This window comes from Parabacteroides sp. merdae-related_45_40 (assembly GCF_001915675.1).
Genome location: NZ_MNQY01000129.1, coordinates 1 through 20,052, shown reverse-complemented (window position 1 = coordinate 20,052; position 20,052 = coordinate 1). Strand labels below are relative to the sequence as shown.

The following is a 20,052-nucleotide window of genomic DNA, read 5'->3' as shown; positions in this document are numbered from 1 at the left end:
GGGATGGTCAGTGCGTGCAGCCCTGCACCCCAAACAAAAGACAATGTCGAGGAAGACTATTGCCAGTATGTTAATCCCTTTATCGGGAATGCGGACAACGGACACACGTTTCCGGGTGCTTGTGCGCCGTTCGGACTGATACAGGCAAGCCCCGAATCCGGAGTTGGCTCTTGGAGATACTGTTCGGGATATAATTATGAAGATAACTTTATCGAAGGTTTCGCTCAAACGCATCTGAACGGAACGGGTTGTCCGGACTTGGGCGACATCCTGCTGTTCCCGTTCAGCGGCGATATAAAAGACAATACTTATAAAAGCGAATACGACAAATCCACCCAGAAAGCATCACCGGGTTATTATGCGGTCACCTTATCCGACTACGGTGTCGATGCAGAAATTACGGCTACTGCCCACACTGCTCTCCATCGCTATAAATTCAACAACGAAGGGCCGGCACGTCTGTTGGTCGACCTGCAACGCGGTATGGTCGGAAGCAAAGATGCGCTGAAGACACATGTCTTAGAAGCCGAGCTTGAAATGCCGGACAACCAGACGATCACTGGACATAACCAAACTCGTGCTTGGGTGACACGCCATTATTTCTATGTAATCAAATTCGACCATCCTTATACGGTCAAGGAAGAACTCCCGGTGGAGAAAGGAGAAAAGGCGAAACGCCTGATACTAGAATTCGACACGAAACCAGGTGAAGCCGTACAGGTGAAAGTTGCCATGTCGAGCGTAAGTGTCGACGGAGCTCTCGCCTCCTTGCAAAAAGAAAATCCGGCATGGGATTTCGATGCTGTCCATCAGTCCACACGCGGCCAGTGGCAGGCACTCCTTTCCCGCGCACAAGTTACAGGTACGACGGATGAAAAGACAAGTTTCTACACCTCCATGTATCACTTGATGATGCAGCCGAACAATATTGCCGACATTGACGGACGGTATCGCGGTATCGATGACAATATTCATACGTCTCCGACAGGCGAATACTATTCTACGTTCTCACTTTGGGATACCTATCGCGCCGCTCATCCGCTATACACGATTCTGAACCCGGACAAGGTAGACGCCATGATCCAGACAATGCTGGATCACCAGAAGATACAAGGTTTTCTCCCGATCTGGGCTTTGTGGGGAAAAGAGAACTTCTGCATGATCGGCAATCACGCCATTCCAGTGATCGTGGATGCTTATTTGAAAGGATTCAAGGGGTTCGATGCAGAAGAGGCTTACCAGGCAGTCAAAGCGAGCGCTACCGTCAGCCATTTTAACTCCGACTGGGAAACATTCGAGAAATACGGTTATTTCCCGTTCGACATCATCGACACCGAATCGGTTTCCAAAACCTTGGAATGTGCTTACGACGACTATTGTGTAGCCCAGATGGCAAAAGCGTTAGGCAAGACGGAAGATTACGAACGTTTCTCCAAACGTGCCGCCTTCTATAAGAACCTCTTCGATCCGGAACTCAAGCTAATGAGAGGAAAAGATTCCAAAGGCAACTGGCGTACGCCGTTCAATTCCTTCCTGCTCTCACACGCCAGTTCTTCGGGCGGCGATTTCACGGAAGGCAATTCTTGGCAGTACACTTGGCATGTACAGCACGATGTACAAGGCCTGATCGACCTGATGGGTGGCAACGAGGCTTTCGTGACCAAACTCGACTCATTATTCTTCCTCGAAAGCACGGCTGAAAACACCGGTTTCGTTTCCGACGTAACCGGCCTGATCGGACAATATGCACACGGCAACGAGCCCAGCCATCATGTAGCTTACCTTTACAGCTATGCCGGTCATCCGGAAAAGACGCAGCAGGTGATCCGCGAAGTCTTCGACCGTTTCTACCTGGCCAAACCGGACGGCCTGTGCGGTAACGACGACTGCGGCCAGATGTCCGCCTGGTATATCTTCTCGGCTATGGGCTTCTATCCGGTCAACCCGATCAGCGGGGAATATGTTTTAGGCGCTCCTCAGATAGAAAAGATTTCCCTATCTCTCCCCGAAGGCAAAACATTCACTGTCGAAGCCAAAGGTTTGTCCAAAACCAACAAATACGTCAAATCAGTAGAACTGAACGGAAAGCAGGTCACAGGTCTTACAATCAGCCACAAAGATGTCATGAATGGCGGGAACCTGGTGTTTACAATGACAGACCAACCAGGAAGATAATAAGATTCAGAACAGTGTGTCACAATGTACTTGTCCCCGAACTTGACGCGGGAACAAGTACATTTTGACATACTCCCTGAATTATGCCAATCAGCAAACCGAATTCAGTCTTGCATACTTTCTCTTATCTGGGGACAACGGTTGTTACCTCCTTGAAGGCATACCTTCGCCGCTCCCCATCGCGCAATTGGAGGATCAGATGGCCGGTCGGCTCGATGGCATGGATACGGGCTTCGAAAGAGCCGTTTTCATCAATATAGAAATAATAACCGTCACCATGATATAAGGCCGCCATATAGGCAGCTCGGATTTCTTCCTCCTTCTCCTGTAATAATAGGAAATAGTAGTTAAAGAAGATACGCAGGAAGCAGGCCAATACATCTTCCCGATCATACGTCTTACCTGTAATCTGAGTCAGGGATACGGGATTGGGGGCATCACTACGAAATATTTCCTGGTTGATATTAAGCCCGATACCGACTACCGAACAATAGAGATGCTGCCCGGACAGATCATTCTCGATCAGCATTCCGCATATCTTACGATCTTTCCAGTAAATATCGTTCGGCCATTTTACCGTGACGGAATCCGTGTACTTCTCCAACGTTTCCTTCACACTCAGGGAAGCAATCTGGGAAATCAGGAATTGTCGGTTCGCAGGAAGGAAATCAGGATATAAAAGAATACTGAACATCAAATTTTTCCCAGCTTCCGACTCCCATGAGTTTCCGACCTGCCCCTTTCCGGCTGTTTGAAAATCGGCTATGACGAGGCTACCTTCCGGCAACCTGGCTTTTGCACTTTGTTCCCGCAGATAGTTATTGGTCGAATCTGTCTCGGCAAGCCGGATGATCTTCGGAGTTTCGTTTTTGTCATTCATTTTCGTAAGCTTCTCTTATTTTCTTCGGTAATTTGGCGATCACCTCGCGATAAGAATGATGGATCCAATGCTTGATCTCGCTGTCCGGCATATCCCGGTCAAGGTAGATGGTGTTCCAGTATTTCTTGTTAAAATGCCAAGCACCTTCCACTGCCGTATATCGTTCGCGCAGATCCTCGACATAATCGGTGCTGCATTTCAGTGACACACAGGGTTCCACGGCATCCAGAGGCAGGAGCAAAAACATCTTCCCCTCCACTTTGAACACCAGTGAAACATCATCGAAAGGGAAACACTCCGTCACATTCTTCAGCGACAGGCAATATTCCCTGGCTTCTTCTATATTCATACTGTTCTTTGTTTTATTTGCGGCAAGGAGCATAGAAAGCATCTTCTATATGATCTATTTCAGACTCCTCTCCTTTTTTGATTACGGTTATGATGTCAAAACGGACCGGTAGTTCAAGATTGAAAAAGCGGACATACGCATCGGCTGCCGCCACGATACGGCGGATTTTAGGAGCATCGACCGCATCTTCCGGCGCCAAAAGATAATCATCCGAACGCGTTTTCACCTCTACCACAACCAGCCAGGTATCTTTGACTGCTACGATGTCCAGCTCATAATGATGCCAGTGCCAGTTCGTATGGGTAATCTTGTAGCCCTGCTTTTCCAGAAAAGCACGTGCAACCGACTCACCGTCTTTTCCTGTTTCGTTCCGTTTAGCCATTCCATGTAATTTGCACAAATATACTGTTTTTCTTTTTTATTTGCGCTTTCCCCCTTACATTTGCAAACTATGACACTGAAACGTAAATATTCATCTCCACAGCCGAATCACCCACGCGTGCACAAGGTCACTTTCATGCTCAACGACGACGAGCAGAAGGCAGTGGAACGTTATCTTGCCAGGTATAAAATCATCAACAAATCCCGTTGGTACCGTGAGACAATCCTGTCCCACATACTTAAAACCCTGGAAGAGGACTATCCTACCCTCTTCAATGAAAACGAAATGAGAAGATGATGGATCCATTCAACGACGAATATTTCATGAAGCAGGCACTAGTAGAAGCCCGCTCAGCAGCCGAAGAGGGAGAAGTTCCCGTCGGTGCTGTTATCGTATGTAATAACCAGATCATAGCCCGCGCCCACAACCAGACGGAACGTCTGAACGACCCAACCGCCCATGCCGAGATGTTAGCGATAACGGCGGCAGTCGGCGTCTTAGGAGCCAAGTATCTGACCGAATGCAGCCTTTACGTGACGGTGGAACCATGCGTGATGTGTGCCGGAGCAATCGGATGGTCGCAACTAAGCAAGATCGTCTACGGAGCGACAGACGAAAAAAGAGGCTTCCAGCAATACGCACCGAAAGCCTTACATCCAAAAGCGACAGTCAAAAAAGGGGTTCTTGAAAACGAATGCGCCGAAGAAATGCGCAAATTCTTTCAGCGCAAGCGCTGAACAACTTATTTCACTTCCTCATAATCCACATACTCCCCCTCATCTTTTGCAAAAATCTTTTTACGGGAGACCTGCGAAGCATATTCTTCGCGTGCAGAGCTGTTGCTGCGCGCGTCGGAAGAGTAACCGCTTGTTTGACGGCGTTGTTCACCCTTCTTTCCACTACTTCCGCTTCCGAACAGGATATTTTTAAAGGTACGCAAGATAGAGAATCCCATTAGAAAAACTAACAGGATAAAGAAGAAGAACATAACAAACAAAAACTTAAACATATTCCGTCACTTAGTTGGTTTATTACACAAACACAAAGATACGAACTCTTGTTTACCTTCTTTTGTTAAAAAAAGACAAGGTTATATAGAGAATGACTGTTCCGGCAATGCCCAGAACACCAAAGAAAGTCACAAAGACCACCGCCCCGGCCACTAAAATATAGCGTAACTCATTGCCTTTCCATGCCAACGACTTTACTTTCAATGAGAACATCGGAACTTCAGATACTAGTAAAGACGAAAACAGGATCGCCGCAACTATCGTTCCGGCAATAAACCCGATGCTGTCCACTGGTACGGCAGAATGGAACGCATAGCCGATAGACGCCCAGAAAAGAGCATGGGCCGGGACAGGCATACCGATAAAAGAAGTCGTCTGCCTTTCATCGATATTGAACTTGGCGAGACGCAACCCGGAAAAGATCGGTATCACCAAAGCCATATACGGAACATAGCCTGCCGCCTCTCCCAAAACAGGAGCCGTCATACAAGCCTGCTCCAACAACCAATAAACGATCATTCCAGGAGCGACACCGAAACTTACCATATCAGAAAGAGAATCCAATTCTTTCCCCATCGGAGAGTAGGCGTGCAGGGAACGGGCGGCAAAACCGTCACCAAAATCGAAAACAGCCGCAATGACAATCCACAAGGTCGCCATCGGCAAGTTTCCCCTTAACGCCATAATGCAAGCGATACAACCAGATATCAGGCTGCAGCAGGTAACAAAATTAGGTATACTATTCTTGATGCTCATTTATTTCTCTTATTTTCCCAAACGGGCTATCGGAGTCTGGTTACCGGTAACCTTCTGATCCATTTCGACCAGGACTTCCGTCCCGACAGGCAGGTAAACATCTACACGCGAACCAAACTTGATAAACCCCATCTGTTCGTCCACATGGCACTTATCACCGACTTTGGCATAGGTCACGATACGTCGTGCCAACGCACCTGCAATCTGGCGTGCCAATACATCCACCCCGTTACGGGTTGTAATGACAACAGCCGAACGCTCGTTCTCCGTGCTGCTCTTCGGCAAGTAGGCGGCACGGAAACGCCCGTTCTGATGTGATACATGCTTAACAGTCCCATTCACCGGGAACCAATTGGCATGTACATTAAAAACGGACATGAATATGGATATCTGCAAGCATTCCCTGTGCAGGATTTCATTCTCCATCACTTCCTCAATTGCCACAATCGTACCATCGGCAGGGGCGATCACCAATCCTTCCGAATCGAACGGGAAACGACGGAACGGGCTACGGAAGAAGTTAAGTACCAACAAGAACAGGACTGTGGTGACGAAAGTCGTGGTATAGAACACCCAACCTCTACCGACAGTATGATACAGCGCAACGTCCACGACAAAGAATATCGTGAAAAGCGTTAATAATAGACCTGTTCCTTCTTTATGTACTTTCATTCTTTAATCTAATCGAGTATTTATCGTAAGAATTTGCAAAAATATTCATTTTTACCGAATAACAAAAATATATCACCCTTTCACCGCTTCTATTTTATTTAATTCAACATACCAAAGGAAACCTTCAACCCCGTCATACCCCATTTGCCGGATCAGTTTCAGGTAGTTCCTTACCTGACTATGATAGCGTTGGTCGGCATGTTCCCCAAACTTATAGTCGACCACGACCACACGGTTTCCGGTAATCATCACACGGTCCGGACGCTTGGACAGCCCTTTTCCGAACAGGATATCGACCTCGTTCAACACACGTGCCGTACCGTCATACCAAGAAGCGGCTTCCGGCAGGTTCAACAACTCTTCGAGGCGTGCGACAAGTGCTATCGCTTCCTCTTTGTCGATCACCCCTTCCTGATGGTATCGTTCGACCGATTGCGGAATATCCTTCCGGGTACGGATACGGCTCAACACCTCGTGCATCAAAGCCCCATGTTTCCGGCGGGCATTATCGAAGAAATAGCCTTTGCCATGCAGGCGCAACTGCAAACGGTCGTCCGGAGAGATGGAACTAAGGCGTGCCATCCCGATCTCCTGAATGTCCCCATTCTCCTCCTTTGCAACCGGATGCCACCAGTCGCCCAACTCGAAAACGCCCGTTCCGGTATCGAAAGCGGCAGGTAACGAGATCAGCTTCTCACCCTCCCGTGTATCAGGCATATCCGTGCGCAGACCAGCCCACAAGGCATCGGTCAAAGTCGAAATCTTTTCCACTTCACCAGTTGCATCCTTCATCTTCTTCGGGCGCGGAGAGAATACAATCAACTCATCTTTCGAACGAGTAAAAGCGACATATAAAGTATTCAGGTTATCAATAAAGGCATGCAAGCGTTCCTTAAAGTAATCGCCTGCAAAAATCGTCTTTCCCAACGACTGGCCGTAGCGCACGGGAACCAGATGCAGGCGATCAAACGGCTTCTCTTCCGGATGGCACCAGAGGATGACTGGTTTTGTCGGTTTATGGTCGATCTCCCAATCCCCGAAAGGGATGATTACGACTTTAAAGCCCAACCCCTTCGACTTATGAACCGTGAGGATACGGATCGCATTCTGTCCGTCCGGTGTGGCAATTGTTTTCCGGCAGCCCGTTTCGTCCCACCATTTCAGGAAACGGTTCAGGTCTGCGCTCTCCTTCTGGGTATATTCGGACACCATATCCAAGAAAGCCTGGACAAAAACCTGCTCATTTTCGGGAAAGTCGTCGGCAAAAAGGCGGAACAGACCTTCCGTTATTTCATAGAGGGACTGGCGGGAAAGGATTTGCAGGACAGAGACGACTTCCGGTGGAAAAGCCGGAGTTTCGACACCAAATCTCCCTTTCAACACTTGATAGGAATATAAAGCGATCTGCCCGTTCGTCCGGTCTTCGGGGTTCTTCAGGTAACGCAACAAAGAAACCATGAAACGGACTGCCGTCGAACCACTGACAAACAGAGCCTCATCCGAAATAATATCGTAGTTGTAGCGGTTGGAAGGATGCTCTTCCTTATAAGCCAGTAAAGTATCTGCCACCTGTGCCCCTTCCTGATTGGTGCGAACAAGGATAGCAATGTCTTTTAGCGCATATCCGTTATCCTGCAATTTCTCCAACACGCCGGGCAAACGTCCGAGAGCTTCCTCTTTCCAATCTTTCTCATTATCTCCGGAGAGAAATTCAATCCGTACATGCCCGTCTTTCTGCATGAAAGGGGGAGGAACCTGTTGGAAACTTTTATCATAGGCGGACATGATCTTAGTGAAAAAAGCCGCTCGTTGTTCCTCGCTCAGGGAAGAGACGGACAGCGCTTCATTATAGACAGCCTGCAGAACACCCGGAAGTGTCGTAAAAAGGGCATTGTTAAACTCCACGATATTCCGGCAACTACGCCAGTTATCCTTTAGCGTCTCTTCATGGATTTCTTCGGGGGAAAAGTCGGCTTGTACCTGTTCGTCCAGCAACTTCCAGTCCGAGTTACGGAAACGGTAGATACTTTGTTTCACATCCCCTACGATCAAATTGTCCCGGCTATGTGCAAGGCTCTCTTCGATCAACGGACGGAAATTGTTCCACTGCATTCCGCTGGTGTCCTGAAACTCATCTATCATATAATGGTCGACATGTGTACCGGTTTTTTCATAGATGAAAGGAGCATCGCTGCCTTCGATCACCTTACTGAGCAATTCGGTCGTGTCGGCAATCAACATCACATTTTTTTCTTCCCGATAAGCGGCTATCTGGCGGGACACATCGGTCAGGATCCCCAACGTATAATAATAACGGACAATTTCACGGGCGGTATTATAGGCAGTCAGATTACCGAACAGGGAAATAATTCCTTTGATGCAATCGTTCAAACCATCCTCAAAGGCACATCCGATGATCTGCCGGGTACCGAGCGAAACCGTTTTCGTGAAACAGCCGTCCAGATTATCCGCCAAACCGATAAAAGTAGCGGACGGCTCTTTCATCTCTCCCTGCACCAGACGGTCGAGAAGCGTCAGAGGCGAACGGCTGCCCCCTTTAAAATCGGTAACTTTAAGCCCATATTTATTCAGGATCGCCAGGCCGCGTTCTCCCAATTCTTTAGCGGTCGCTTCTACCGAACGGATGATGCCGTACAGCTCGTTCTTGTAGTCTTCCAGCGCTTTCTTGTCCTCTATATCCCGGCCGACCGCTTCACTGAAAGCCTTATAGCTCTCCTTGAAGACCTCACGGCTCAGGGCCATAATATCTTTACGCAGGTTCCATTCCCCTCCGCTCTCTATCTTATCCTCCGCAAACCGGAGCAGCCAGCCTAACAAGTCCTTGCTTTCAGGCTTTTCGAGGTCGGACAGCAGGTTGTCGATAGCCGTCGTGAGCACCAGTTCCTGATCCATTTCGATCCCATAACCACCTTGTAAACCAATCTCGCGCGTAAAGGCACGCATGGTCTGCTGAAAAAAGCGGTCGATCGTACTGATGTTGAACGCCGAATAATCGTGCAGGATATCGATCAGTATTTGGGCCGCCTGTTTGCGAACCTGGATTTCCGTCAATGAATAGGCCGACTTCAGCAATTCCACATAATCCGATTTCCTTCCGGAAGCCAAGTTGTACAGTTCGTCGACAATACGTGTCTTCATCTCGTCTGTCGCCTTGTTCGTAAAGGTCACAGCAAGGATACGGCGAAAAGCGCCCGGTCCCGTAAACAGTAAAGTCAGATATTCACCGGTCAGCTTGTGCGTTTTCCCGGCTCCGGCGGAAGCTCTGTAGACTGTCAGCATACGATCAGATTATACGACTTTTGACATAGCCTTCTTTTTGCAATATTTCCAGCACTTTAGGACGCAGATCACCCTGTACGATGATTTCCCCGTCTTTAGCCGAGCCACCGACACCGCATTTCACCTTCAAAAATTTTCCAAGTGCTTCCAAATCGCCGGTCGTTCCCCGGAAACCGGTGACCAATGTCACGGCCTTGCCGCCCCGGTTCCGCTTATCCAAAGCAATGCGCAGCAGCTGCTTCTCTTTCGGAAGCGTTTCTTCTTCCTCTTCGTCTCCTGTATTATATTGAAAATCCGGGTTCGTAGAATACATGATCCCCAGACGGTCCTTCCAATCGTTACTCTTCATATTTCATCTTTTCTTTATGGGGTCAAATCTACAAATTAACGGCGGGATAAACAAGATACAACATTAGTTTCACTTTGTTACCCGTAAGTGAAACCCTTGTTTCATATAAGAGAAAATAAATTATCCCTTACATGAAAATAAATTTTCACCCAAGGGAAACTTCTAAAACTATTATAGATAAAGACCTAGAAGCGGTAGACTATTTCTGTATCAGCACCGTTGCATATGCAGCTATTCCCTCCTGTCGTCCGGTAAAGCCTAACTTCTCGGTTGTCGTCGCCTTGATGGAGATATCTTCTACATCCACTTGGAGGACGTCAGCCATCACCCGTTTCATTTCGGGAATATGTGGATTCAGTTTCGGACGTTCGGCGGCGACAGTCGCATCTATATTACCCAATGTATATCCGGCATCACGAAGCAATTCCATTGTATCGAACAACAGAATCTTGCTGTCGATGTCCTTATATTCACCTGCCGTATCGGGAAAATGATAACCGATATCACGCATATTGGCTGCGCCCAACAGGGCATCACAAATAGCATGAATCAAGACATCCGCATCACTATGCCCTTGCAGGCCCATCGTATGCTCTATTTTCACTCCGCCCAGCCACAAATCACGCTCCGGAACCAATGCATGCACATCATATCCAAACCCAACCCGTACTTTCATCACTTTCAACTTTTAACTTCCAACTTTCATCTGAACAAGTTCTTGATCCCGTCCATATCAAAAGACAGGGAGAAACGAAGTGTTTGGTCCAACGGGTTCTGCGGAACCGTACTAACCAGATAAGCAGCATCCAGCTGGAACACACTCATACGGAAACCGGCACCCACAGAAAAGTATTTACGGTTACCGACATTCGCATTCTCGTAAAAGTAACCACCACGGACGAAGAACTGCTGGTTATAACTATACTCGGCTCCGACCGAAACCATGATCTCCTTCAGCAGGCCGTTAGGTGAATCGGTAAAAGACTTCAACATACCGGAAAGGCTCGACCATGATTTATAGTCGTCCACACGCGTCTGGTAATCGGCATCAGTCTCTCCTTCTTCCTTTTGCGGAGCATACGGGACCATGTATTTGTTCAGGTCCAGATAAACGCCGATCTGGTTGTAATCGTCAATCGGATAAAGCAAACCGGTCCCCAACGTCAGCTTTGCCGGAAGGTACTGGTTCGTATTACCCCCGTCATACGAGATCTTACTCCCTATATTCGACAGGTTGAAACCAAAGCTCCACAATGCCTCGGCATTACCCATCAGCACATATTTTTCCAGATAACCGGAAATATCGGCAGAAAAAGCATTGCCCGCATTGCTTTCGTCATTCTGGTCCGTCCCCATATCCGAACGGATGTAACGCAAGGTTACCGCCATTGAATAGGACTCGGACAGCTTGCGACTATAAGCCACGTCGAACGCCATCTCATACGGGTTCAAACCATAAGGGACATCCCCGATGTTCTCCCATATATTCACTTCACCTAACGAGAAATAACGCAAAGATGCACTGATAGCCTGTAAATCGCTATTTCCTAATTTGTAGTAACCGGTCATATTCACCAAGGCCACATCATTGACCAATTTACGCAACCACGGCGTATATGACAAACTGACTCCCGCCTTACTTCCCATAAAAGCATATTTGGCAGCATTCCAATACTGCGAGTTGATGTCCGGCAAAGTCGCCGCGCCCATGTCTCCCATACCGCCGCCTCGTGCATCCGGAGCGATGTTCAACGAAGGAACCGCCATTTGGAGCAAAGAAGGATTATCCTGTCCCCAAATCATCGCAACCGAAGCGAAGAAGTTAAGTATTATAACGAGTGCACCGATTCTGAATTTACTTATCATATGTCTATCCTTAAATTTATTTTCCGATTCAGTAGGGACGATTCACGAACCGCTCCTACTGCATTATAAACTGAATAATCCGAACTTTATTGTATGCTCAAATAAAATTCCTACTTTTGTCTTTTGAGTATGAAAGATATACAATCGACAGGCAAAGTTAAAGCATTATTTCTTCTGATGCGCCCTTTCCAGTGGGTAAAAAACATCATCTTGTTCCTTCCCATGTTTTTTGCACAGGAGATAGGAGATACGGACAGGCTGTGGAATGTTGCAATCCTGTTTGCCGGTTTCTGCTTGCTCACCAGTGGTGTATATATTTTCAACGACTTGATGGATGCGGGTGAAGACCGCTTGCATCCGGTCAAACGATTCCGTCCGATCGCCTCCCGGAAAGTTTCTCCGATGGCCGCCCTTGTCTTCATGTTCCTGCTATATGCGACGAGTGCATTATGTTTCAGCTTCATGTATACAAGCAACAACCAGATCTGGTTGTTGTCAGGAGGATATATCCTCCTGAACTTAGCCTATACGCTTTACCTCAAACAGGTACAGATCATAGATGCCATGATTGTCGCCTGCGGTTTCATCATCCGGCTTGAAGCGGGAGCTGCCGCCGGGGAGATAGAACTTTCGCACTGGCTGATTATCATGACATTCATCCTCTCCCTGTTCCTCGCTTTTGCCAAGCGCCGGGACGATTTGCTCAATTTCATGGAGACCGGACAGATTTCACGTAAGAATATTACCGGATATACGATCGACTACCTGAACGTGATCCTGTCGTTTCTCTCTTCCATCATAGCCGTGACTTACATATTATATACGCTTTCGCCCGAAGTGACGTCGAGGAGCAGCGAATACCTGTATGCCACAGTTCCTTTCGTACTGGCAGGCATCATGCGCTATCTGCAAATCATCCTGGTGGAGAAGAGCAATTGCAACCCGACCGACATCCTCTTACAGGACCGTACTTTGCAGTTGACCGTGGCCGGCTGGTTTATCGTATTCGCTTTACTTATTTATTGATATGGCAATCGCAATATTCGACTTCGACGGAACCATCATTTCCCGCGACTCTTTGCCGGATTTTCTGATTCAGGCTTGTGGACGGAAGGCTTTCCTCCTGCGGCTCCCCTGGATTATCCTGCTGAAAGGAGCAGCCTTAACGGGCATTCTCTCCACGCACCGGGCCAAAGAGCTTGTGATCTCCTCTTTCCTGCGAGGAATGAAGACGGAGGATTTCCAACAGGCTTGTCTCGAATATGCCTCCCGTATACCGGCTTTCGTCTATCCTGCGGCCTTGGAAGAAATACGCAGGCATCAGGAAGAAGGAAACAAGATCGCCATTATCAGCGCGTCCATGCCCGACTGGATACGCCCCTGGGCACAAACTGTCGGAATCCGGTTCGTGGAAGGAACAGGGCTGGAAGTTAGGGAGCAGACTTTGACCGGGCGTTTTTCCACGCCCAACTGTAAAGGAGGTGAGAAGGTACGCAGGCTCCGCCGGCTATATCCGGATTTCGCCTCCGAGACGCTGCATGTATATGGCGACAGTTCCGGCGACAAAGAACTGCTCGCCCTTGCAGATGTCCCCCATTATAAACCATTCAACAATAAATAAACATATACTATGATGCCATCCTGCCTGTCTATCCTGTTTCGCGCTCTCCGGATCGAGTGGAGAGAGACTAAGCGCACGTTATTTCCGACGACCCCGATAGAAACCGGGCTTTTCCTTTTCTTCTTCCTTCTTTACGGGTGTATCGGTTACCGGATGCTCTTTCATACGGAACTGATCGATGTACCCAACGGGGGAGCGGGAAGTTACTTGGGCTATGACAATCTATTCCATCTCCACACGCGCGGAGGAGCATTCGACATCAGCCATCCCTTTTTCGGCATCTTCCATTTGTTGAAAACACTGTTGACAATCCTGTTGACAACCCTGTTCAAAGAGAAAACTTCCGGTATTATTTGCCTGACACTGATGAACCTGTTGATAACCGGCGGACTGGTCCTGATCTATCGTTACCTGAAGCAGATCGTCCGGATCTCTTCCCGGCGGGCACTGTTACTGACAGGGTTCACGGGATGCTTTTTCACGACTGTTGTCTTATCATTCACCACAGAATCTTATCCGTTCTCCTTTTTCCTGCTCGTCTTCTCACTACTAATGCTTTCCAGGGAATACATGCTGACCGGATATATAAAAGGCCGGACGATCCTCTTTCTCTCTTTCCTGTGTGGAGGAATAACAATCACCAACGCTGCCAAACCGGCAATGGCCCTGTTCCTGAATAAAACTCCGTTCTGGCATAAAATACGGACGGGGGTCAAAATCATGCTGCCATTTGTCATTTGCGTAGCTGTCATCATGGGCTTTTACACCCTCAAAGCGAAACTGTTCAACCCGGAAGGCCCGTCTCCTATCGAAACGACCGGGCAACTCGGACAGTATTTTATCCACGACGAGACATTCGGTAAACAAGCACTGGTCGATTTCTGGGGCAATACGATTATAAGCACGCCTCTCACACAACAGTTAGTCGGGAAAGAGGTCGTATTGCGTCCCAGCGAATACCTGCACAGTTGGAACAATGCCGTAATCATGTTTCTGTTGTTTTTAGTCGCGGCCTCGGCTTTGCTCAATCTGAAAAACAAATATGTACAACTGCTACTTATGTACCTGAGTATCGATTTCGTGATCCACTTTATCATCCGCTACGGGATGAACGAGGCGATCCTGTTCGGTGGGCATTGGATGTTTGCAATCCCGATCCTGCTGGGCTGGCTATACACACGATTGCCGGTCCGCATGTACCGGATACTGGACTGGGTTATTATCGGATTCTTTGTCCTGACTGCAACGATAAACACGATGGAGTTTATGCGTTCCTTCTTATTCGCCTAAAATGATGAATTTCCTTGCTTTTGTCGCGTCTTTGGAATTATCGGTACTGATAGCTGCCCGGTAGATATAAACACCGGGACGCATACGGGCACCACCGGATGTCAGATCCCAGGAAACCGTATAGTTTTCGAACAGACCGGACGTTCCGCTTTCTTCATGTTTCCAAAGTTGTCGGCCTGCCAGATCGTAGACCATAATACCCACTCGCATCCGACTTTCGGGACGGTTGTGCATAAGATGGAAAGTCACTTGCTCACGGGCGATACCCGGTGTTGCGATCACATCGAACAGGAAAGGTTTCAGTCCCTCGACCACTTCAAAAGTAAATGTCCGCACGGTCGAGTTATTCAAGATATCCCACACCCAGAACTCCGCCGTATGTTTACCCGGCTCAAGCGCCGGGATCGGGAACTTCACGATACCGGTCCCATCTTCGCCAGGTAACAGTTCGTAATAACTGTTCAGGTTATAGCTCAGGACGGTCGATTCGTCTATTACCAGCATCATATCATGCCCGACACTGCTTCCCGTGATATTCACTCCGCTCTTATCCCATAACTCAGCGACAAAATAGGGAGTCGTGTTCACCTGCCCGCCATCCACAAATGTCGTATCATTCAAGTATAGGGCACGAATTTCCGGACCGATCGTATCGGTTTCCGCCGTGTCGGAAGTTCCTCCGACAATGAAGTTGTCGAAATTACCCTGTGCCTCATTGCCACTTTCCGTATCGACGGCATAGAGGTTCATTTTCCCCTGCAAATTGGAATAGGAAATATCCTTCGGAACCGTAAAAGTAAAACTAAACTTTCCGTTGCGCACGGAGTCATTCCCTATAAAAATCGTATTCGGATAGTCAGTGAAGGTGAAAGCCGGACTGTCATCTTTATTGCTGTTCTTCAAGCAGGTGACAGTCACCTTGCTGTCTTTTACCGTCGGGTTGACTATACCAGTAAAATCAGTTACCAACTGCCCGGAAACATCCAACACCTCTCCTTCGACAGTGATCTTTTCCAAAGCTTTAAAAGATATTGAATTTCCGTCTACCGATTGCCCGTTTACAGTCGTCACTTTCATTCCAAATTCTGGATAAGCCATTTTTACAGCTGGGTCTCCGATCAAGCAGAAACCAAGTTTGTAAACGGACGACAAGGTGTTTTTCGTTGCTTGCATCACTTCTCCCAGCGTACGACGACGCCCATTATTTCTTTCAAACAAATTACGGATAACATTGTCGTTGATCGGGAAATTAGGTCTGGAATAAGCGACACGGACAGTCGTAAACAGCGCAATGCCCCCACTGCTTTTATTCAGAAAGACATCTTCTCCGGCAGACGTATTCAAGTCATCGAATCGCGTAAAATCGCAGGTAGCCGTCACCCATACCGGCAGATGAGTATAAGTAAACTGGTTGATATCTGTTTGTGTTAACACTTTCTCATCGCTTAAAGCCGTTGTCCCTCCATGTCCGGTATAATTAAACAATAGAAGTCCGTCTTTTAGAAGTTTTTGCAAGCCACTCCTTACATCCGGATAAGTTCCTGCCGTCATGTCTTTTTTATAGGCATCATAATACAGCTTATTCACCAAAAACTCAGGATGTTCACTTTCGACATAACCTGCCAACTGATCAGCAAACTCCATATGCTCAGTCATAAATCCATCCGTATTGCTACCATCATCAGCCATAAAACACAGATTGTTTTTCCACGAACCTGTATTTTTATTTTCCATATAAGAGATTACCTTATCCACCATCTGAGTCGCCTGCTCCACAGTCCTGATAGGAAAGCGTCCGATCCCCAGACATAGTTTTTTATTTTGAAGGGATTTCTTATTATCCGCATCATCCAGAAATCCGAAATAGTCATCAATCACATACGATTGACTACTTAATGAATTTTCCGTCTGATACGTCAATAACATATTGCTCATATCCACCGATTTCCAGGCGGAAGTCAATTTACGGTTGTCGAACGAGCCATCGCCGAACAGCAGTAAATATTTAGGAGCATCAGCTTCCGAAGTCTTCCGGTCGTAGAACATCTTCATAAAACGGCGATAAGCAGTTGCATCCGGTGTACCGCTGGAAAACTCGTTATAAATTGATTCTGGCGTCACCACCCGGACCGTCAGGTTATCCTTTGTCCGATGCGCTTCTGCCAAACGTTCTGCCTGCGTAGTAAAATTAGGCTGGGCAATAATGATCATATCTTGCTGTGGCAAAGCATGCAGATTCTGATTCGCCACCTCGCCGACCGTCACGGGAGCTTTTATCTGTGAAGGTTTTACTACGACAAACTCCCTCAAGGAAGCGGAAGCAGGAATCGAAAAAGACAACTCTGTCCCGTTCAGAGACGTTTCCATCTGTTGCGGATTTACACCGTCGGTCACATCAAAAACCAGCGTACTGGCATCGGCTCCCTGAATCACAAAGCGGGAAGCATTGCCTCTTGCCGAGAGGCTGCGGAAGAATGTATAATTGTCATATACTTTCAATTGCCTCTTCATCTGCAGACGGAAATAGTTCAAGTGCACATTCTTATGTCCGGTCGTACTGTATCCGATGTTGACCTTTACAGTCTCACCTTTATCAGCCATCCAAGCTCTTTCGCGATACAGTTCCCGTGCCACTTCGTATTCGTCCGACGGGACAGACACGGAACCGGATATTAAAGCGTTTCCATCGACATTCATAGTAATCGTTCCGTTGCCACGGGAGATAAAAGACAGGGTGGCTTTTCCCTCGTCGTTCGTAATACCCGGAACCGATATCGTGAAATCACGGGATAAAGTAGAAGTAAACGATTCCCCATACAATTCACGCCCGGAACTGTTCACCGATACCAACTCTTCTTCGTGCAAAACATAGTCATCGAAAGTTGTCACTTGCAAAGTGGCTCCAGCAGCAGATGCAGCCTTCTCCATCGTACGCCCGGTTGTTTCTTTCTCGCTCACGAAATAATATCCGTAATTGGAATAGGGGTTGTTGGTGTGGATAAAGGACTTATCAGAAGAAGAATATTCCCATTTGCGCGGCCCTTTCCCATAAAACAACAAATAATCCGCACTCCTCCATACGGCTACCTCAGGGACATCATCAATATAGGTAGTAGAGAAATCTTCATCCAAAGGCCATCCTCCGTAGCCATAAACAGCTACTTTATCCAAATTGGAAAAGCCCATCTTTTTCAGATCGGCAGCCGTCAGTTTGTAAATACCATCTTCCGCCACCTGTATCTTCACCCATTTCCCGGAGTTCAATACCGACTCGGAGGCATATCGGCTACTATCCGCCCAAGCAGAAGTGAGCAGACCGAATACAAACAGCAAGACACATAAGATTCTCTTCATACGTTTTTTCCGTGTTATCTCACAAAGAAATCCAGCAGCTTCTGCTCGCCGATATATCCCTGCAAGTGGTCGTCTATCTTGACCGGCCCCACGCCTACCGGGGTTCCGGTGTAGATCAAATCACCTATCTTCAACGTAAAGAAACGGCTCACATAGGCAATGATCTTGTCGACCGGGAAAAGCATATCCTGTGTATTTCCCTCCTGGACGGTCTTGCCGTTAATATCCAGATGGAAAGGAATGCGGTTCACATCTCCCACACGCTCCAGTGGGACGAATGTCCCAAGAACAGCCGAATTATCGAACGCCTTGCTGATTTCCCAAGGCAGACCTTGCGCACGCAGCTTGTTTTGCAAATCGCGGGCTGTAAAGTCAATTCCTACCGTCACCTCGTTATAGTAACGATGGGCGAAACGTTCGGCAATGTTTTTTCCCAGCCGGTCTATCTTCACGACGATCTCCGTTTCGTAATGAATCTCCGAAGAGAAATCAGGAATGAAGAACGGTTTGCCGTCTTTCAGTAACGAAGAGTCGGACTTCATAAAGATAGTAGGCTCCGATAATTTTAACGAATGATGCAGCTCTTTATTGTGAGCAGCATAATTCATTCCTACGGCTATTATTTTCATATATCAGTGATTGATTGAATTCAAGCGGTTGAACATCACAGCAAGATGGGCATACATAGAGGTATTTTGCACCACGATATCTTCCGGCACACGGATACGGAACGGGGTAAAGTTCCACAAAGCCTTGATTCCTCCCGCGATAATCAATTCGGTCACTTCCTGCGCCTTGTCGACAGGGACGGTAATCACTCCGATCGTCGCTCCGTATTCCTTCTGCTTGGCAGGAAAATCATCCATGTGGTAGACCGGTATCCCGTTAATCTCGGTTCCGGCCAATTCCCGACGGACATCGAAGCCTCCAACAATCTCCAATCCGTATTGTTTCAGACCGGAATCCTGCAACAAGGCGGCTCCCAAGCTACCGACACCGAACAAGAATGCTTTATGCTGCGCCGTAAAACCTAAGAAATCCTCCAACACATCCACCAGCGTGCTGATTTCATAGCCGACACGTGTCTTCCCTGAAATATTCACAAAAGAGAGGTCTTTCGCCACCTGACTGGGGTCCACATTAATTTCTTTGGCAATCTGAGTAGATGATACGAAAGCTTCCCCTCTTCCTTTCATCAGTTTCAAAAAGGCAAGATACCACGGCAACCTCCTAAGAGTCGGCTCCGGCACTTTCCAGATTTGTTTCATTTCATCGTTAGCCATTGTTCAATCTTTATTAATGTAGCTCACAAAAGTACAATTTTTTTCTTTGGGAATAGAAAAATAGAACACGCTCTTTTCATAAAGCGTCCATCTGTTTTCGCCACCGATACGGACGATGACTATATAAATGTTCTTGCAAAACCAACCATCATACTATCATAATCGGCCGTATATTACTTTAAAACAACTCGTTACAGCATGATAGTTACCATTTTGCACTATTATTCATCTATCATAACCATCATAGTGAAAAACGATAACATACTGTATGTCAATTATACAATAAAAACAGAGACCGTCCGGGAATAGGTGCAAAACAGGTTAAAATAGCTTCATTTTTCATCAAGACAAGCTTTTCTTTTGCCAAAAACGGCTTGAATAGCTGCTTGAGACCCGGGTGTAAGAGCCACGGACATCCGGGTGTGGAAGAGGTGCAGATCCGGGTCTGTGCGAAGCTCTTCCGGGGATGTGGGGATGTTTATCTGCCATGCTGAGGACATTTTATGCCCTGTTTTTGCATCTTATCCGGTGAAAAGAGCGTTTTTTGTGTCAAATAATCTCGTTTCTGTCGATAGTCATTTTGGCCTATATAAATATAAGCAGCTCATTATCGGTTATATAAATAAACTATTAAATAAAAAGCATGATAGATGCATGATGGTAGAATGGGGCTGTCCAAAAAGTCGGATAGCCCCTTTTGCTATTGTTTATTTCGGTAAAAAGTATTATCTTACCGTTGCAAAAACCAAACATTATAGCAATGGC

At 47.3% G+C, this 20,052-nt stretch carries 20 protein-coding genes; 7 read left to right on the top strand and 13 right to left on the bottom strand.

Translation table 11 applies throughout. The features are described from left to right. The coding region (locus BHV83_RS18000; RefSeq protein WP_502687970.1) for a GH92 family glycosyl hydrolase at nt 1–2,175 on the top strand (2,175 nt) is incomplete at its 5' end. Nucleotides 2,176–2,299: 124 nt separating this feature from the next. Here the strand turns inward: BHV83_RS18000 and BHV83_RS17995 are convergent. The 3 genes from BHV83_RS17995 to BHV83_RS17985 are packed head-to-tail and all read right to left on the bottom strand — an operon-like array spanning nt 2,300 to nt 3,786. After that, on the bottom strand, nt 2,300–3,055 hold the full coding sequence (locus BHV83_RS17995; protein ID WP_122205437.1) for a biotin--[acetyl-CoA-carboxylase] ligase: 756 nt from the start codon (nt 3,053–3,055) through the stop codon (nt 2,300–2,302). Next, on the bottom strand, nt 3,048–3,404 hold the full coding sequence (locus tag BHV83_RS17990; protein ID WP_005634389.1) for an MmcQ/YjbR family DNA-binding protein: 357 nt from the start codon (nt 3,402–3,404) through the stop codon (nt 3,048–3,050). The genes BHV83_RS17995 and BHV83_RS17990 overlap by 8 nt, the downstream gene beginning before the upstream one ends. Nucleotides 3,405–3,417: 13 nt before the next feature. After that, nucleotides 3,418–3,786: a YraN family protein gene (locus BHV83_RS17985; protein ID WP_005634391.1), complete on the bottom strand. Its 369-nt coding sequence runs from the start codon at nt 3,784–3,786 to the stop codon at nt 3,418–3,420. A 69-nt stretch (nt 3,787–3,855) separates the two neighbouring features. Between BHV83_RS17985 and BHV83_RS17980 the strand changes: the two genes are divergently transcribed. Both BHV83_RS17980 and BHV83_RS17975 read left to right on the top strand, forming a co-directional pair. Then, the gene (locus BHV83_RS17980) at nt 3,856–4,083 is read left to right on the top strand and encodes a hypothetical protein (protein WP_005644624.1); all 228 of its coding nucleotides are present in this window, start codon (nt 3,856–3,858) and stop codon (nt 4,081–4,083) included. Then, nucleotides 4,083–4,523 carry a nucleoside deaminase gene (locus BHV83_RS17975; protein WP_374938849.1) on the top strand — a complete coding sequence of 147 codons (441 nt, stop codon included), beginning with the start codon at nt 4,083–4,085 and terminating at the stop codon, nt 4,521–4,523. The genes BHV83_RS17980 and BHV83_RS17975 overlap by 1 nt, the downstream gene beginning before the upstream one ends. 5 nt (nt 4,524–4,528) lie before the next feature. Here BHV83_RS17975 and BHV83_RS17970 read toward each other — a convergent pair whose 3' ends face one another. The 7 genes from BHV83_RS17970 to porV all read right to left on the bottom strand — a co-directional run bounded on the left by BHV83_RS17970 (nt 4,529) and on the right by porV (nt 11,739). Continuing rightward, nucleotides 4,529–4,795, bottom strand: coding sequence for a DUF4834 family protein (locus tag BHV83_RS17970; RefSeq protein WP_005634399.1), 267 nt, complete (start codon nt 4,793–4,795; stop codon nt 4,529–4,531). Between the two features lie 52 nt (nt 4,796–4,847). Further along, a complete protein-coding gene (locus BHV83_RS17965) occupies nt 4,848–5,552 on the bottom strand; it encodes a CDP-alcohol phosphatidyltransferase family protein (protein WP_122205439.1) in 705 nt (234 codons plus the stop codon). A gap of 9 nt (nt 5,553–5,561) precedes the next feature. Then, a complete protein-coding gene (locus BHV83_RS17960) occupies nt 5,562–6,224 on the bottom strand; it encodes a phosphatidylserine decarboxylase family protein (protein WP_005634404.1) in 663 nt (220 codons plus the stop codon). A 72-nt stretch (nt 6,225–6,296) separates the two neighbouring features. Beyond that, nucleotides 6,297–9,524: a UvrD-helicase domain-containing protein gene (locus BHV83_RS17955; protein ID WP_122205440.1), complete on the bottom strand. Its 3,228-nt coding sequence runs from the start codon at nt 9,522–9,524 to the stop codon at nt 6,297–6,299. A gap of 4 nt (nt 9,525–9,528) precedes the next feature. After that, nucleotides 9,529–9,873: a translation initiation factor gene (locus BHV83_RS17950; RefSeq protein WP_005634407.1), complete on the bottom strand. Its 345-nt coding sequence runs from the start codon at nt 9,871–9,873 to the stop codon at nt 9,529–9,531. A 199-nt stretch (nt 9,874–10,072) separates the two neighbouring features. Then, entirely contained in the window at nt 10,073–10,549 is a 477-nt protein-coding gene (ispF, locus tag BHV83_RS17945) for a 2-C-methyl-D-erythritol 2,4-cyclodiphosphate synthase (RefSeq protein WP_005634408.1), read from the bottom strand. Nucleotides 10,550–10,575: 26 nt separating this feature from the next. Next, entirely contained in the window at nt 10,576–11,739 is a 1,164-nt protein-coding gene (gene porV, locus BHV83_RS17940; RefSeq protein ID WP_005634409.1) for a type IX secretion system outer membrane channel protein PorV, read from the bottom strand. A gap of 129 nt (nt 11,740–11,868) precedes the next feature. Here porV and BHV83_RS17935 point away from each other — a divergent pair, with 129 nt between their 5' ends. Genes BHV83_RS17935 through BHV83_RS17925 form a run of 3 tightly spaced genes read left to right on the top strand, consistent with a single transcriptional unit; the run spans nt 11,869 to nt 14,650 of the window. Next, the gene (locus BHV83_RS17935; RefSeq protein WP_005634418.1) at nt 11,869–12,765 is read left to right on the top strand and encodes a decaprenyl-phosphate phosphoribosyltransferase; all 897 of its coding nucleotides are present in this window, start codon (nt 11,869–11,871) and stop codon (nt 12,763–12,765) included. Between the two features lies 1 nt (nt 12,766). After that, a complete protein-coding gene (locus BHV83_RS17930; protein ID WP_005634419.1) occupies nt 12,767–13,360 on the top strand; it encodes an HAD-IB family hydrolase in 594 nt (197 codons plus the stop codon). 9 nt (nt 13,361–13,369) lie between these two features. Beyond that, on the top strand, nt 13,370–14,650 hold the full coding sequence (locus tag BHV83_RS17925) for a DUF6080 domain-containing protein (protein ID WP_005634420.1): 1,281 nt from the start codon (nt 13,370–13,372) through the stop codon (nt 14,648–14,650). On the opposite strand, the gene porU is transcribed toward BHV83_RS17925, so the two are convergent. Genes porU through BHV83_RS17910 form a run of 3 tightly spaced genes read right to left on the bottom strand, consistent with a single transcriptional unit; the run spans nt 14,639 to nt 19,287 of the window. Beyond that, complete coding sequence (gene porU, locus BHV83_RS17920) at nt 14,639–18,004, bottom strand: type IX secretion system sortase PorU (RefSeq protein WP_122205441.1); 3,366 nt, start codon at nt 18,002–18,004, stop codon at nt 14,639–14,641. The two genes, BHV83_RS17925 and porU, sit on opposite strands and share 12 nt — an antisense overlap. 14 nt (nt 18,005–18,018) lie before the next feature. Continuing rightward, a complete protein-coding gene (locus BHV83_RS17915; RefSeq protein ID WP_005634422.1) occupies nt 18,019–18,633 on the bottom strand; it encodes a fumarylacetoacetate hydrolase family protein in 615 nt (204 codons plus the stop codon). Nucleotides 18,634–18,636: 3 nt separating this feature from the next. Further along, nucleotides 18,637–19,287, bottom strand: coding sequence for a redox-sensing transcriptional repressor Rex (locus BHV83_RS17910; RefSeq protein WP_005634424.1), 651 nt, complete (start codon nt 19,285–19,287; stop codon nt 18,637–18,639). Between the two features lie 546 nt (nt 19,288–19,833). On the opposite strand from BHV83_RS17910, the gene BHV83_RS17905 reads away from it, so the two are divergent. Then, a partial coding sequence (locus BHV83_RS17905) for a hypothetical protein (protein ID WP_286757844.1) occupies nt 19,834–20,052 on the top strand: 219 nt, incomplete at its 3' end.